The sequence below is a fragment of the Rhizobacter sp. Root1221 genome, from assembly GCF_001425785.1.
Taxonomy (GTDB): Bacteria; Pseudomonadota; Gammaproteobacteria; order Burkholderiales; family Burkholderiaceae_C; genus Rhizobacter.
This window is the reverse complement of record NZ_LMDI01000014.1, coordinates 73,653-87,767: the sequence shown is the minus strand read 5'-3', so window position 1 is coordinate 87,767 and position 14,115 is coordinate 73,653. Positions and strand designations below refer to the sequence as shown.

The window sequence follows — 14,115 nt, the reverse complement described above, 5'->3', positions numbered from 1 at the left end:
CCATGCACCTTTCCGATGCGCCCGGCGCGTTACCCCCGTCTCCCGACAGCCACGATGCCCTGAAGCCCGGTGCCCGCATCGGCGAGTTCATCGTGGAACGGGTGCTCGGCGTGGGCGGGTTCGGCATCGTGTACCTCGCGGTCGACCAGGTGCTGCTGCGCCAGGTGGCGGTCAAGGAGTACCTGCCCACGCCGCTCGCTGGGCGGGGAGGTGATGGCCGGGTGGTCTTGCGCTCGCCGGCCCACCGCGACACCTTCGATGCGGGCCTGCGGTCGTTCGTCAACGAAGCGCAACTGCTGGGCCGCTTCGACCATCCGTCGCTCGTCAAGGTCCACCGGTTCTGGGAAGCCAACGGCACGGCCTACATGGCCATGCACTACTACGAGGGCCAGGTGGCGGGCCCCCGGCGGCTGGCGCAGGGCGGCCCCCTCGACGACACGCGCCTGCGTGCCTTCCTCGACCCGCTGCTCGACGCCCTCGACCTGCTGCACCGCGCCGGGGTGTACCACCGAGATATCTCGCCCGACAACATCCTCGTGCTGCCCGGCGGCCGCCCGGTGCTGCTCGATTTCGGCGCGGCACGCCAGGTGATCGGCGACCGCACGCAGTCGCTCACCGCGGTGCTCAAGCCCAGCTTCGCACCCGTCGAACAGTACGGCGACGTGCCCGGCATGCGGCAGGGGCCCTGGACCGATTTGTACGCGCTCGGCGCAGTCGTGCACCACCTCGTGACGGGGCAGATGCCACCGCCCGCGGCCGTGCGCGCGGTGCGCGACGCCATGCCGGTGCTCGCCGCGGTGCAGCCGTCGCCCTGGCCCGCGTTGAGCCGCGGCATGCTCGCCTCGGTGGACTGGATGCTGGCCGTGTTGCCCGGGCACCGGCCACAGAGCGTGAAGGAACTGCGCGATGCGCTCGACGGCATCGTGGTGCCGCCGTCGCCCACGCACCGTGTGGTGCCCGAAGCCGTCGAGGCCGCGGCCGAGGGCGCCTGGCACACGACCGTGCAGCTGCCGCCGAAGGCCCCACGCCATGCGCCGGTGCGGGCCCGCCGCATGGCGTGGGTGGCCGGTGTGGCGCTGTGCCTCGCGGGCCTCGGCGCGTGGACGGTGGGACGCTCCGGCGCGCCGGCGCCGGCTGAGGCGTCGGTGCCTGCGTTGCCCGAGGTGCGGCTTCGCCCCACCGGGCCACCCACCGAACAGCCCTTGGCACGCCAGCCGCTCGCCGCGAAGCCGGCGCCGCGAGAGCGCCGGGACGCCGGGCAAGCCCCGCCGGCCCGCGCGGCCCATGCCGCAGGCGATGGGCCCTCTGCAATCTGCGGGGACCGGGGTGCCTTGAGCCGCTCGTTCTGCGAGGCCAGGGCCTGCCTGCGGGCACGCTACCGTGAACACCCGGAGTGCACGAAGCGGCGCGACGACCCGGCGAGGCGCGGCGCCACCGGGTACCAATGAACGGTGCGATGGGTAGCCTGCCGGTGTGATGCCGGCTGGCATCACATCCCGCATGGCTACCTCGCTTGCGGCCTGTTGACGGGCGCTCGCGCAGGAGGTGATCGACGGCTGAACATGGGGCGCTGCCGTTGGAATGCGAGCCTCTTCACCTGTTGGCAACGGGGCCACGTACTCCTCGGCCACCTCGAATTGCGCCAGTTGTCCTGCGTCGATTTGGCGTCGTCGATCAGCGCGATCACCGGGATGTCGGTCGATGCCGCATGCGGGGCGAATCCCCACTTCCGCTTTCACCTGTACCTCTGCGGCTGGTTGTTTATATGGAGTTGCGGCGTGTGATGGTCGGCTGAGCCACGGTCGGCTGGCTCACCGGAACGGCGGTGGACGCCGCGTCCGGACGAATCTCCACGTTCGGTTCCGCCTGTACCTCTACGACTGGCTGTTCCTGGGTGAGTGGCTGCGTGATGGTCGGCTGGACGCCGGTCGAGCTCGATGCTTCCTTGTCGGTCGACGCGTCGTCCGAACGAATTTCCACCTTCGCGTCCACCTTGACCTCTACGACGGGCTCTTCCTGGGTGAGTGGCTGCGTGATGGTCGGCTGGACCACGGTCGAGCTCGATGCTTCCTCCTTGGTCGATGCGTCGTCCGAACGAATCTCCACCTTCGCGTCCACCTTGACGTCTACGACTGGCTCTACCTGGGTGAGTGGCTGCGTGATGGTCGGTTGGACGTCGGTCGAGCTCGATGCTTCCTTGTCGGTCGACGCGTCGTCCGAACGAATCTCCGCCTTCGCGTCCACCTTGACCTCTACGACGGACTCTTCCTGGATGAGTGGCTGCGTGATGGTCGGCTGGACCACGGTCGAGCTCGATGCTTCCTCCTTGGTCGACGTGTCGTCCGAACGAATCTCCACTTTCGCGTCCATCTCGACCTCTACGACTGGCTCTACCTGGGTGAGTGGCTGCGTGATGGTCGACTGGACGCCGGTCGAGTCGACGACGGTATTTTCCGTGCTGGTTTGGCCTTCCGAGCCGTTTGCCTGTAGGTCATCGCTGTTCTCCGGACGCGTCGCCCGGAGAATTTCGCTCAGGCTGCGGGGCGGCGGCGGCGGCGGCGGCAAGCTCGGTGTCCAACGGGCGGAGTGGTCGCGCGGTACCGCGATCGGCTTGTTCGAAGACTTGCCCACCTGTCCCGCGCCCGCAGGCAGGAATTCGTGCAGGCGTGTGGTTTCACCGGCCGCTTTGCCGGCGCCGAAGCCGAAGGTGGAGGTCTGCGACTTCTCGCTCTTGGCCTTGGTCTTGAATTGCAGGTTGTTTGCGATCCAGGCGTCGTCGGACTTCAGCAGCGCCATGGCCTCGGCGCGGTGCTGGCTCGCCTTGACAGGGTCCCCGGCTTCGTCGGCCAATTGCGCCAACGCCTCCAGTCCGTCGTACACCTCGCCCGCCTCCGGGCGAAGCTTGGTCACCAGCGAGTGGGTCATGTTGGCCCCCACGCTGGTCTTCGCGCTCTCTTGGGCCTGTTGCAGCGTACCGCTCAGGCGCTCCCAGGAGCGGCCCAGCTTTTCCTTGAGCTCGGCACCCGGGATGCCGTCCTTGGTGGCCAGTATGGAGACGTACTGGGCTTGCCGGGGTTCAAGGTCACCCAGGAAGTCGTTGACGTTTTCATATTCGCGAATCATCTGCGTCTGGTCGGCCCACGTCTCGCCGTTTCGCTGCACGTGCCGCAGCGTCGTGTCGACGCCGCTGTTGTAGAACTGCTTTCGCACTTCCAGCTGCGCGGCGCGCAACTGCAGGATGGCCTCGGGCTTCTGGCTTTGCAGGTCGCTGGGCAACATGGACACCGGGGACAGGAAGTTCGCGCGGAGTTCCATCTTGTGCTTCTCGGACCGTTTGTCTTCCCTCACGGAAAGTCGCGTCTCGGCCTCGGTCTGCGACTGCTTCTCGCGCTGCACCTTGGTGGCCCCGCCGGCAGATACCCCCATGCCGACGGCCTTGCGGTTCCTCTTCTTTTCGGCCTCGGCTGCATCGAGTTCACCCTGGGGCGCGTCCGCGCCCACGTCGATGCCCCCCTTGACGCGCAGCATGGCGTTGGCCGTGGCACTCGCTTCGCTCGTCTTGCTGGTCTTTTCGTTCGACATGTCGGCCACCGCGAGTTTCGGGTGGCGGTCAAGCATGTAGGCCAGCACATCGGGGTAGGCCTCGACACCGGGCGCCGGAGCGCCAAGCTGTGGCTGCGCAAGATCAGTCATCACGTCGCCGAACTCGCGTCGCAGCTGGTCCTCGTGTCCACCCTTTCGTTCCAGGCGCAGGCTCACCCCTTGGGTGCTCGACCACTCGCCACCCAGTTCCGCGCGCAGGTTGAATCGCAGCGCAATGCCCGCCTCATCGCCGTCTTCACCCAGGTTGAACTCATGGTCATCGTGGCCGAGATCCCCGCGCAGGCCGGCGTTGACGCCGACGCTGAAGTTCTTCGTGGCGGTTTTTCCGACAAAGAGCTGCATCGAGGCGCCGTTCATGTTGATGTCCATCGAGCGTTCGGTGCCCATGCCGCCACCCAGCAACGGCGAGATCACCTCCTGGAAGGACAAGGCCAGCGTGACAGCCTTGCCGACATCGACGCTGCCCTGCCGGGTGTCGGCGCTCTTGAATTTCTCGCCCAGGCTGACCCGCTGCGAGAGGGACGTCATTACCGCCTCGGCGTCGCGCGGGGACCGTAGGTCGTTGAACAGGGTGACCGTGTCGGCCACCGCCAGTTCGAAGCGGCTCGCGTGCATGTCGCGCTGCAGCTCCTGAAGCGGTCCGGCTTGATCGAAGACCTCGCGCACCGACTGTGCACCGGGTGTCGCTGAGGCTGGTGCTTCCAGCTGGTCCGGTATCAGAGCGACCGTCTGGTCGACGAGCATGCGCATCAGGCGGCCGGCGTCGTCGCCGGAATCCTGCTTCTCGTTCCAGGTGTTTCGCACCGATTCGGGCCACGAATCCTTGACGCGCTGCCTCGCCTCGTCCCATGACGGGACCGGGGAGCCCTCCGGCGTCGCCCTGCGCAGGTCTCCTGCGAGGCTGAGTTCAATCTTCTCGAACGTTTCGATGCGCAGCGCGCCAAGCGCCGCCTGCGGCTCGACATCTCTCAGGACCAGGGCCGTGGCCTTCATCAGCGACGCCATGGCCGCTGCGGCGCCTGCCTCGGGCTGCAGTGCCGCGGCGGCGCCTGCGGCTGCCGCCATGGTGCCGAAGGAGGCGATGGCCTTCTGGGCCACGTGATCGCTGCGCGCGCCGCGCGCCGCCTGGCTCATCCCGTGTACCTGAGCCGGTTCGGTGCCGTCGAGCAGTGCGTGCACGTCGACGTGGCCAGTCAACATCTGGAGCAGGTGCCCGGCGTTCGGGTGCGCGTCGCGCAAGCTGTTCCATGCCGCCCTCAGTTCGGCGGGTTCGAGCCCATCGACACCATTGGGGAGGGCACTTTCGACCTGGTTGAAGAAGGCGCTGCCGAGCTTCTTGAGCGAGCGTTCGGTGACGTCCTCGCCGGTGCCCAGGTGCAGTGCGTCGAGCACACCCTTCATCAGTTTCTCGGCCGGTGTGGAACCACCGTCACGCTGCACCAATGCCTGGTGCACGTCCATCGTGGCGCGGTTCAGGCCCGACAGGGCTTCGTCTCGGCTGGGCAGCATGCGGTTGGAGACGGCCGCCTTGGTGAGCTGCCGCATCACGGATTTGCGCCACACCGTAGGCTGCGAGCCCATGGCGTTCACGGCGTTGGGGATGGCCCCTTCCCATCCGGCCATCGCCTTTGGCAACGCGCCCGTGAACCAGTTCTTCACGCGGCCCAGCCTGCTGCGGGCTGCCCGCTTGTTCCGCTTCTGTGTCTGTTCCATGCCGGCCTCGCTGAAATCGGCGAGGCGACTGTTCACTTTGGCGTAGGCGGAGTCGGGTCCGTTGCTGGTGAAGCCGCTCTGCACTGCGCGGAAGGCGGTGTGCCGGCGGATTGATGCCGTCGTCGCTGGCTGCGCGGGATCCAACGTGTTGGCGAGTACGCTGGTGCCGTGCGCGACGGCTTCGCTCAGGAATGCCCGCTGCTGCGGATCCACTTCGCCCCCCCTGCGAGCCTGTTGCAGCGCGGACAAGGCGGCGGTGGAGACGCGCAGCGCCTCGACATGATCGGCCTTTTCGGTGGCGTTTGCCGCGGCGGCCCGCTCGGCCGGGAACGGTATCAGCTTGGCCAGCATGGCCTGTCCACCGGGAACGCGGGAGAGGGTGGCGACAAGTTGCAGCACCGGGTCTTCGATTCGGCCGTTTTCCCGGAGGCCACCCGGACCCGCCGTGACCTGGCTGATCTTCTCGCCCAGCGCCGCCCGCGAAACCCCCTGCAGGCCTTCGATTGCCCGCGCCAGCGCTTCCTGGTCTTGGCCGAATGCGGTCTTCGCCGCGTTACACAGCACCTGGGACGCCATCAGGTTGGGCGGTTTGGCCAACGCGGCCGGTGTGGTGGGCACGGCGGTTTCCACGCCGAGCCGCTGGAAGAGGGCCGTCATCGCCGCCTCGACACGTACCTGCTGATCGGGAAAGATCACCATCGCCACCAGTTCCGCCTTCGCCGCGAGGTTGCCCTCGACCGCACGCTCGTGGGCTGTTCGCTGAACGCTGCTGATGCCGGCATTGATTTCGCCGGCGAGTTCGCCAAGGTCCAGGCGGATCTCCGGTGGCAGTTCGACCTGGGTCGCCAGGTTGACCGTCGTCTTGGCTGTTTCACCGGCCGTCATGCCTGCGAGAAAGCCCAGCGTCGAGGAAAGCGTGTGGCTCTCGTTCTCACGCTTGACGGGCGCCGCGGCCCCGCCGGAATGGAGATCCACGACATCGGCTGCCGTGCTCGTGGGGCCGCTGTGCGCGGCAAGGGCGAAGGCCGCGTACTGACACGCCAACTTGGCCGCCTGCGCGCTCTTGGTCAGGACGCTCGGCTCCTCCTCCTCGATCCGCCCTTGTTCCATGCGCGCCTTTGCGCTTTTGACGTCGGAAACAATCGATTCGGCGGTGGCGCCGGGGATGTTCACCTTCCCGGTGCCGGTCGGGCGCGGTGTCTTCACCAAATGATTCGTATTGCTGGGCTTGTCCGTCGCCGCCGTAGTGCCAACGGGGCCTAACGCACCGGTCGTGGTGGTTTTCCCCCATCGGAAGTTCTCGGTCATCTTCGAAGTCACCTTCGAGAAGAAGCCCTTTTTCGCGCGCGGGGCCATCGCGGCCGTACCGAGCATGCTGGAAGGCTCGGAACCGCGCCCCCCCAAGCCGTCGGGACGCTGGAGCGTGTCGCGCTGTACCGTGGTATTGCCTGTACCGCCCGACGTCGAGGATTCCCCAGGGCGTCGGTTCACGTTTGTCCCGCCGCCGACGCGAATCCGATCGTTCATGTTCAATCTCCAGAAATGCGCGGTGTGACGACCTGGCGTTCAGTGCGCGTTGAGAATCATTCGTCTCGTGAGGCCCCAGTCTGGTGCCGTCCGACGCGATGCAATCCCTAGGATGCGAAGTGCCGCAAGCGCAGGCGAAGGCCCGTTGGAGGCGAAAACCCTCACTGCCACCGTTCGGTGCATGCGGCACCAATTGCAGACAGAAGGTGCCAGTCGACCGGCAGGCCCTGGGGCGGATCGAGACTGTCCGCGAGACGTGGGAGTTCACCTGCAGCAGGGCGAAGTTTCGACCGTCCGCGCGAAGATGCAGTGGTGCGTCGCCTCGAACGCATGGCATTGCCTCCCGGCAACCGATGAGGTGCCTCGCGAGCGGCTTTTTTCACGCTTCAGTTCGGCCTGCGATGGCCGAAACTGATGCCAAGCCGACCGATATGAAAGAGGTCACCAGGGACAGACCTCCGAGCGGCGAACCCAGTCGTTTTGCGGAGTTGTGTCCATGCTGTCCCTCGGTCGTCGTCGCCTGTCTCACCAACTGCTGCTGCCTCTTTTCTTCGCCAGTCTCGTCGTCGCCGGCAGCGTGCTGGCCGTCGTGTCGCACACGCGCGAGCAAGCCGTCGAGCAGGCGGGCCTCGCCACCGGCCGTGCCGTGGCCAACCAGGTTGTCACGCTGCGAAACTTCTACACGGTCGAAATCGCTTCACGCGCGAAAAAGGCCGGCATGGCGCTCGGTTTCGACTTCCGCGAGAAGGACAACACCTTGCCCCTGCCGGCCACCCTGGTGAAGGCGCTGGGCGAGAGCGTGGCCAAGGAGTACCCGGGCACCGAGGTGCGGTTGATGTCGCGCTTCCCGTTCCCGCACCGCGCGGCCGAAGCCAAGCTCGATGCATTCCAGTCGCAGGCGCTCGCGGTGCTCGAGAAGGACCCGAAGACGCCGGTGCACAGCGTCGAAGACGTCAACGGACGCCTGTCGGTACGCTATGCGGTGGCCGATGTGATGAAGGACGGCTGCGTGGCCTGCCACAACAGCCACCCGCAGTCGCCAAAGACCGACTGGAAAGCCGGCGATGTGCGCGGCCTCATCGAGGTGGTCGTGCCGGTCGAGCAGGTCGACCAGAGCATCAGCCGCAGCGCCATGATGATCGGCGCGCTCGTGATCGCCGGCTTCGGCCTGATGGGCATTGCGCTGTACGTGCTGGTGCAGCGAGTGATTGTCCGACCGCTGCGCGGCGCGGCCGAGGCGATGGAGCGCGTGGCCGACGGTGACCTGAGCGTGCATGTTTCACAGCAGCGCGGCGACGAAGTCGGCCGCCTGTTGGGTTCGCTTCACACGATGATTGCGAAGCTGCGGCACACGGTGGGCGGTGTGCGCGCCGGGGCCGAATCGATTCAAGTGGCGAGCAGCGAGGTGGCCATCGGCAATTCGGACCTCTCGATGCGCACCGAGCAGGCCGCGAGCAGCCTGCAGCAGACTGCGAGCTCGATGGAGCAACTCACGGGCGCCGTGCGCCAAAGCGCCAACGCGGCGAACGAGGCGGACCGGCTCGCGTCGTCGGCAAGCGCGGTCGCGCAGCGTGGCGGCGAGGTCGTGACGCAAGTCGTGGCCACGATGGATGAAATCAACGCGTCGAGCAAGCGGATCGCCGACATCATCGGTGTGATCGACGCCATCGCGTTCCAGACCAACATCCTCGCGCTGAACGCCGCGGTGGAAGCTGCGCGTGCCGGTGAGCAGGGGCGCGGCTTCGCCGTGGTGGCCGGCGAAGTGCGCTCGCTCGCCCAGCGCAGCGCCGAGGCCGCCAAGGAGATCAAGGGCCTGATCGGCACCTCCGTCGACAAGGTCGAGGCGGGGAGCAAGCTCGTGCAAAACGCCGGCACGACGATGCAGGAGATCGTCGCCAGCGTACAGCGTGTGTCTGCCATCATCAGCGAGATCACCGCCGCATCCAGCGAGCAGAGCTCGGGCATCGGCCAGATCAACACGGCGGTGAACCAGCTCGATCAGGCGACACAGCAGAACGCCGCGCTCGTCGAGCAAGGCGCCGCGGCCGCCGAGAGCCTGAAGGAGCAGGCGCAGGAGTTGCACCGCCTGGTGAGCACGTTCCGGCTCGAAGAGGGCGTCTAGAGAGGCCCTCGCGCGCCCAGACCACCGGAATGCGTGGTCGTCATGCCGAGGCCGGCTGCTTACACTGGGTTCATGTGAGCGAATCCGCCTGCCCGAGCTGGTCGGAGGCGGGTCCCTCCTCCTGAAGGTGCCGCGTTCACGCCCGGCGCCGTCCCTCATTGACTGACCCTTTCCGCTGCGATGAACGAGATCACCCTGTACGGCATTCCCAACTGCGACACCGTCAAGAAGGCGCGGGCCTGGCTGGCGGCGCGGGCTGTGCCCGTCACGTTCCACGACTTCAAGAAGGCCGGCGTGCCCGAAGCGGCGCTCCCGGCCTGGATGAAGGCCGTCGGCTGGGAGAAGCTCGTGAACCGCCAGGGCACCACGTGGCGCAAGCTCGACGAGGCCACGCAGGCCGCCGTCGTCGATGCCGCGTCGGCGGCGCGCCTGATGTGCGCGCAACCGAGCGTGATTCGCCGCCCGGTCGTGGCGTGGACCGATGGCCGCATCACCGTGGGTTTTTCCGACGACACGTTCGCCGCCCACGCCCCGAGGACCTGACCGTGGGGTGAGCATCACATTCCGGCACGCGATCCGCCTGGCCTCGGCCGTGCTGGTCGCGATGGCCTTGGTGGCCGGATGTGGCGCGTTCGACGAACAGCAGCGCCGCTGGGTGTTCCAGCCGGGCCAGCGCACCTGGGCCGGTGGCTCGTCGCAGCTCAAGGGCATGCAGGACGTGTGGATCGAATTTTCCTCCCTCGCCGATGGCTCGCCGGCGAAGCTGCACGCGTTGTGGGTGCCGCAGGCCAACCCCCGCGCGCCGGGGTTGTTGTACTTGCACGGCGCCCGCTGGGACGTGCGCAGCAGCGCGGCCCGCATCCGCCGCATGCACGCGCTCGGCTTCTCGGTGCTGGCCGTCGACTACCGCGGGTTCGGCGACAGTTCCGCGGCGTTGCCGTCAGAGGCCACTGCGGTCGAGGACGCGCGCCAGGCGTGGGATTGGCTCGGTGCGCGCCTCTCGGCGGCGCCGCGCTACATCTTCGGCCACTCGCTCGGCGGTGCCATCGCCGTGCAACTGGCCACCGACGCCCGCACCGAAGGCCTGGCCGGGCTGATGCTCGAAGGCACGTTCACCTCCGTACCGGACGTGTTCGGCACGATGGCGTGGGGGTGGCTGCCGGTCGGTCCCTTCATCACCCAGCGGTTCGATTCGTTTGCCCGCATCGAGCGGCTGCATGTGCCGCTGCTCGTCGTGCACGGCAGCGACGACACCCTCATTCGACCCGAACTGGGCCGCGCGCTGTACGAGCGGGCCCCGGAACCGAAACGGTTCGTGCTGGTCAAGGGTGGGGCGCACCACAACACGAATGCGGTGGGCCAGGCGCAGTACCGCCAGGCCATGGGGGAACTGTTCGGGCTGCCGTGACACGCGGGCGTGCGAGACTTCGCCCATGAACGCTACCGCTCAACGCCTCTCCCGCACTTTCCTCGCCGGCCTGCTGGCCGCACTGCCGCTCGCGGCTACCGCGCTGATCCTCATCTGGGTGGTTCAGCTGCTCGTGCAATGGGTGGGGCCGGACAGCCTCATCGGGCGCGGCCTGATCGCGCTGGGCATTGGTGCGGCGGGGTCCGAATTCTTCGGCTACCTGATGGGCATCGCCATCGTGGTGGCAGCCATCTTCGCGCTCGGGGTGCTGGTGCGCAGCCGGGCCCGCCGTGTGGTGGGGCTTGCCGTCGACGGCGTCATGCAGCGCATCCCGCTCGTGCGCAACATCTACGACCTGGTCAAGAAGTTCGTCGACCTGCTGTCGCAGAAGGATGCGGACGGCGTCAAGTCGATGAGCGCCGTGTGGCTCCACTTCGGCGGCCCGGGCGGCGCGGCCGTGCTGGGATTGCTGTCCACCCCCGAGCCCGTCAACGTGAACGGCCTGCCGTACCTGGCCGTGCTGGTGCCCACCGCGCCGGTACCCGTGGGCGGCGGCCTGCTGTACGTGCCGCAGGACTGGGTGACCCCGGCCGACATCGGCGTGGAGGGTGTCACGAGCATCTACGTCTCGATGGGCATCACGTCAAAGAACTACTTGTAGCCTGAGGGGCGGCCCACCGGAAGTTCATAGCGTCCAGGCAGCGTTGGAGATCCCGGCCTCCGCCGGGATGACAAAGTGAGGCCGGGGTGACAGCCCGTGGGCGAGCGACGCGCAGCGAGCAACGCCCCGAACCGCGAACGCCAGGCAAGCGAGCGAAGCGAAGCGCCAGATCAAGCTACCGCCGAGCCCGGGTCCCCCGGGCGACCGCGGGCGCCCCCCTCGGGGGGGCAGGAGCGAAGCGACGTGGGGGGCCAGCTACGCCGCGAGGAGTTGGCGCAACACGAACGGCAGGATGCCGCCATGCTTGTAGTAGTCCACCTCGATCGGCGTGTCGATGCGCAGCGTGAGGCCCACGTCGCGGAAGGTGCCGTCGGCATGCTTGATGACGAGGGTGGCGTCCTGTTGCGGCTTGAGTTCGGTGCCGAGCTTGATGTCGAATTCCTCGTCGCCCTGGATGCCCAGCGACTCCCACGAGTCAGTGCCCTTGAACTGCAACGGCAACACCCCCATGCCCACGAGGTTGGAGCGGTGGATGCGCTCGTAGCTGCGCGCCACCACGGCCTTGATGCCCAGCAGCTGCGTGCCCTTGGCCGCCCAGTCGCGTGACGAACCGGTGCCGTATTCCTCGCCGGCGAAGATGATGGTGGGCGTGTTCGCGGCCATGTACTTCATGGCGGCGTCGTAGATGAACATCTTCTTGCCGCCGGGCTGGAAGAGGGTGAGCCCACCTTCCTCGCGGCTGCCGTCGGCATCCGCCGGGATCATCAGGTTCTTGATGCGCACGTTCGCGAAGGTGCCGCGCACCATCACGTCGTGGTTGCCGCGGCGCGAGCCGTAGCTGTTGAAGTCGGCCTTCTGCACCCCGTTGTCCTTGAGCCATTGGCCCGCAGGCGATTGTTCCTTGATGGAGCCGGCCGGGGAGATGTGGTCGGTGGTGATGGAGTCGCCGAAGAGCGCCATCGCGCGGGCGCTTTTCACACCCAGGTCGGTCAGGCCGGGTTCCATGTGGAACCCGTCGAAGAACGGCGGGCGGGCGATGTAGGTGCTCTTGGGCCAGGAGTACACCTCGCCCTTCACGCCGTCGATCTTCTCCCACAGCTTGCCCGGTTGCGCCTTCACCGCGGCATAGCTCTCGCGGTACACCTTGGCGTTCATCGCGTGTTTCATCAGCTTGTGGATCTCGTCCGCACTGGGCCAGATGTCGCCCAGGTACACGTCGCGGCCGTTCGTGCCCTTGCCCACGGGTTCCGTCATCAGGTCGCGGTTGGCGTTGCCGGCAATGGCATAGGCCACCACGAGCGGGGGCGACGCCAGGAAGTTCGCCTTGATGTTCGGGTGGATGCGGGCCTCGAAGTTGCGGTTGCCCGACAGCACGGCCGCGCAGATCAGGTCGTTGTCGGTGATCACCTGGTTCAGCTCGGGCGTGAGGTCGCCGGCGTTGCCGATGCAGGTGGTGCAGCCGTAGCCGGCCAGCGCGAAACCGAGCTTGTCGAGGTACGGGCTGAGGCCGGTCTTGTCGAGGTACTCGGTGACGATGCGCGACCCCGGGGCGATGGAGGTCTTGATGTGCGGCGCCACCGTCAGGCCGTGTTCGACGGCCTTCTTGGCCAGCAGTCCCGCCGCCAGCAGCACGGCCGGGTTGGAGGTGTTGGTGCACGAGGTGATGGCCGCGATCAGGATGTCGCCGTTGCGCACGTCGAGGCCGCTGCTGGTGGTGTAGACCTTGTCCAGCTTGTCGGCCGGCTGGTTGAAGCCGTTGGCCGACGTGGGCTTCGAGAAGAGTTCGGTGAACTCCTTGCGCATCTTGCCCAGTTCGATGCGGTCCTGCGGGCGCTTCGGGCCGGCGAGCGACGGGGTCACCGCACCGAGGTCGAGCGAGACTTCCTTGGAATAGTGGATGTCACCCGACCGCGGCACGCCGAACATCTTCTGCGCGCGGAAGTAGGCCTCGAACGCCTCGATCTCCCTTTTCGTGCGGCCAGTGCCCTCGAAGTACGCGATGGTCTTTTCGTCCACCGGGAAAAACCCCATCGTGGCGCCGTACTCGGGGGCCATGTTGGCGATGGTGGCGCGGTCGGGGAGGGCGAGCGTGCTGGTGCCTTCGCCGAAGAACTCGACGAACTTGCCCACCACCTTTTCCTTGCGCAGCAGTTCGGTCACGGTGAGCACCAGGTCGGTGGCCGTGACACCCTCGCGCAATTGGCCGGTCAGCTCGAAGCCCACCACGTCCGGGGTCAGGAAATACACGGGCTGGCCCAGCATGCCGGCTTCGGCCTCGATGCCCCCCACGCCCCATCCCACCACACCGATGCCGTTGATCATCGTGGTGTGGCTGTCGGTGCCCACGAGCGAATCAGGGTAGTAGACGTCACCCTGCTGGTGCACGCCGCGGGCGAGGTATTCGAGGTTCACCTGGTGGACGATGCCGAACCCCGGCGGCACGACGCCGAAAGTCTCGAACGCCTGCATGCCCCACTTCATGAACTCGTAGCGCTCGTTGTTGCGCTTGAACTCGAGCTTCATGTTGAGGTCGAGTGAATCCTTCGTGCCGTAGTGGTCCACCATCACCGAGTGGTCCACCACCAGGTCCACGGGCACCAGCGGTTCGATGCGTCTCGGGTTCTTGCCCTGCTCGATGGCCACGTTGCGCATGGCGGCCAGGTCGGCCAGCAGCGGCACGCCGGTGAAGTCTTGCAGCACCACGCGGGCCACCACGAACGGGATCTCGTCGGTGCGCTCGCCGCTGGGCGACCAGTTGGCCAGCTGCGCGACGTGGTCCGCCGTGACCTTGCGGCCGTCGCAGTTGCGCAACACGGATTCGAGCACGATGCGCACCGAAATGGGCAGCTTGTTGACGTTCGGGAAGGTCTTGGCCAGCTCGGGCAGCGAGAAAAACTTGCCGGACGTGCCGGATGCGGTCTTGAAGCTCTTCAGGGTGCCGTCAAAAGCGTGGGATGCGGTCTTCTTCTGGGTGGCCATCAATGCTCTCCTGGAGGTGTGCGGTGATTGTGCCCCTGCACCCTCGGCCGGGTGTGACAAGGGTCACGCGGTGCAGCCGGCATCCTGCCACGGTGGCGGAGA

The 14,115-nt window shown here is 67.1% G+C and carries 7 protein-coding genes; 5 read left to right on the top strand and 2 right to left on the bottom strand.

Annotated features, from left to right (window positions below):
- The first annotated feature begins 2 nt into the window (after positions 1-2).
- Positions 3-1,448: a serine/threonine-protein kinase gene (locus ASC87_RS12515; protein ID WP_162255150.1), complete on the top strand. Its 1,446-nt coding sequence runs from the start codon at positions 3-5 to the stop codon at positions 1,446-1,448.
- 313 nt (positions 1,449-1,761) lie between these two features.
- Here ASC87_RS12515 and ASC87_RS12510 read toward each other — a convergent pair whose 3' ends face one another.
- Positions 1,762-6,843 (bottom strand): hypothetical protein, encoded by a 5,082-nt coding sequence (locus ASC87_RS12510; RefSeq protein WP_157603999.1) that lies wholly within the window; start codon positions 6,841-6,843, stop codon positions 1,762-1,764.
- A 496-nt stretch (positions 6,844-7,339) separates the two neighbouring features.
- Between ASC87_RS12510 and ASC87_RS12500 the strand changes: the two genes are divergently transcribed.
- From ASC87_RS12500 to ASC87_RS31820, 4 genes are all read left to right on the top strand, one after another.
- Positions 7,340-8,965: a methyl-accepting chemotaxis protein gene (locus tag ASC87_RS12500; RefSeq protein ID WP_056661827.1), complete on the top strand. Its 1,626-nt coding sequence runs from the start codon at positions 7,340-7,342 to the stop codon at positions 8,963-8,965.
- Positions 8,966-9,145: 180 nt separating this feature from the next.
- Positions 9,146-9,508, top strand: a complete 363-nt coding sequence (locus ASC87_RS12495; RefSeq protein ID WP_056661825.1) for an ArsC family reductase — start codon at positions 9,146-9,148, stop codon at positions 9,506-9,508.
- 61 nt (positions 9,509-9,569) lie between these two features.
- The gene (locus tag ASC87_RS31825; protein ID WP_056662086.1) at positions 9,570-10,373 is read left to right on the top strand and encodes an alpha/beta hydrolase; all 804 of its coding nucleotides are present in this window, start codon (positions 9,570-9,572) and stop codon (positions 10,371-10,373) included.
- Between the two features lie 25 nt (positions 10,374-10,398).
- Positions 10,399-11,034, top strand: coding sequence for a DUF502 domain-containing protein (locus ASC87_RS31820; RefSeq protein WP_056661822.1), 636 nt, complete (start codon positions 10,399-10,401; stop codon positions 11,032-11,034).
- A 255-nt stretch (positions 11,035-11,289) separates the two neighbouring features.
- Here ASC87_RS31820 and acnA read toward each other — a convergent pair whose 3' ends face one another.
- Complete coding sequence (acnA, locus tag ASC87_RS12480; protein WP_056661819.1) at positions 11,290-14,013, bottom strand: aconitate hydratase AcnA; 2,724 nt, start codon at positions 14,011-14,013, stop codon at positions 11,290-11,292.
- Positions 14,014-14,115 lie beyond the last annotated feature (102 nt).

Coding starts and splice junctions, on each gene's coding strand:
- ASC87_RS12515 (WP_162255150.1), top strand. CDS start 3: ATGCACCTTTCCGATGCGCCCGGCGCGTTACCCCCGTCTCCCGACAGC.
- ASC87_RS12510 (WP_157603999.1), bottom strand. CDS start 6,843: ATGAACGATCGGATTCGCGTCGGCGGCGGGACAAACGTGAACCGACGC.
- ASC87_RS12500 (WP_056661827.1), top strand. CDS start 7,340: ATGCTGTCCCTCGGTCGTCGTCGCCTGTCTCACCAACTGCTGCTGCCT.
- acnA (WP_056661819.1), bottom strand. CDS start 14,013: ATGGCCACCCAGAAGAAGACCGCATCCCACGCTTTTGACGGCACCCTG.
- ASC87_RS31820 (WP_056661822.1), top strand. CDS start 10,399: ATGAACGCTACCGCTCAACGCCTCTCCCGCACTTTCCTCGCCGGCCTG.
- ASC87_RS31825 (WP_056662086.1), top strand. CDS start 9,570: ATGGCCTTGGTGGCCGGATGTGGCGCGTTCGACGAACAGCAGCGCCGC.
- ASC87_RS12495 (WP_056661825.1), top strand. CDS start 9,146: ATGAACGAGATCACCCTGTACGGCATTCCCAACTGCGACACCGTCAAG.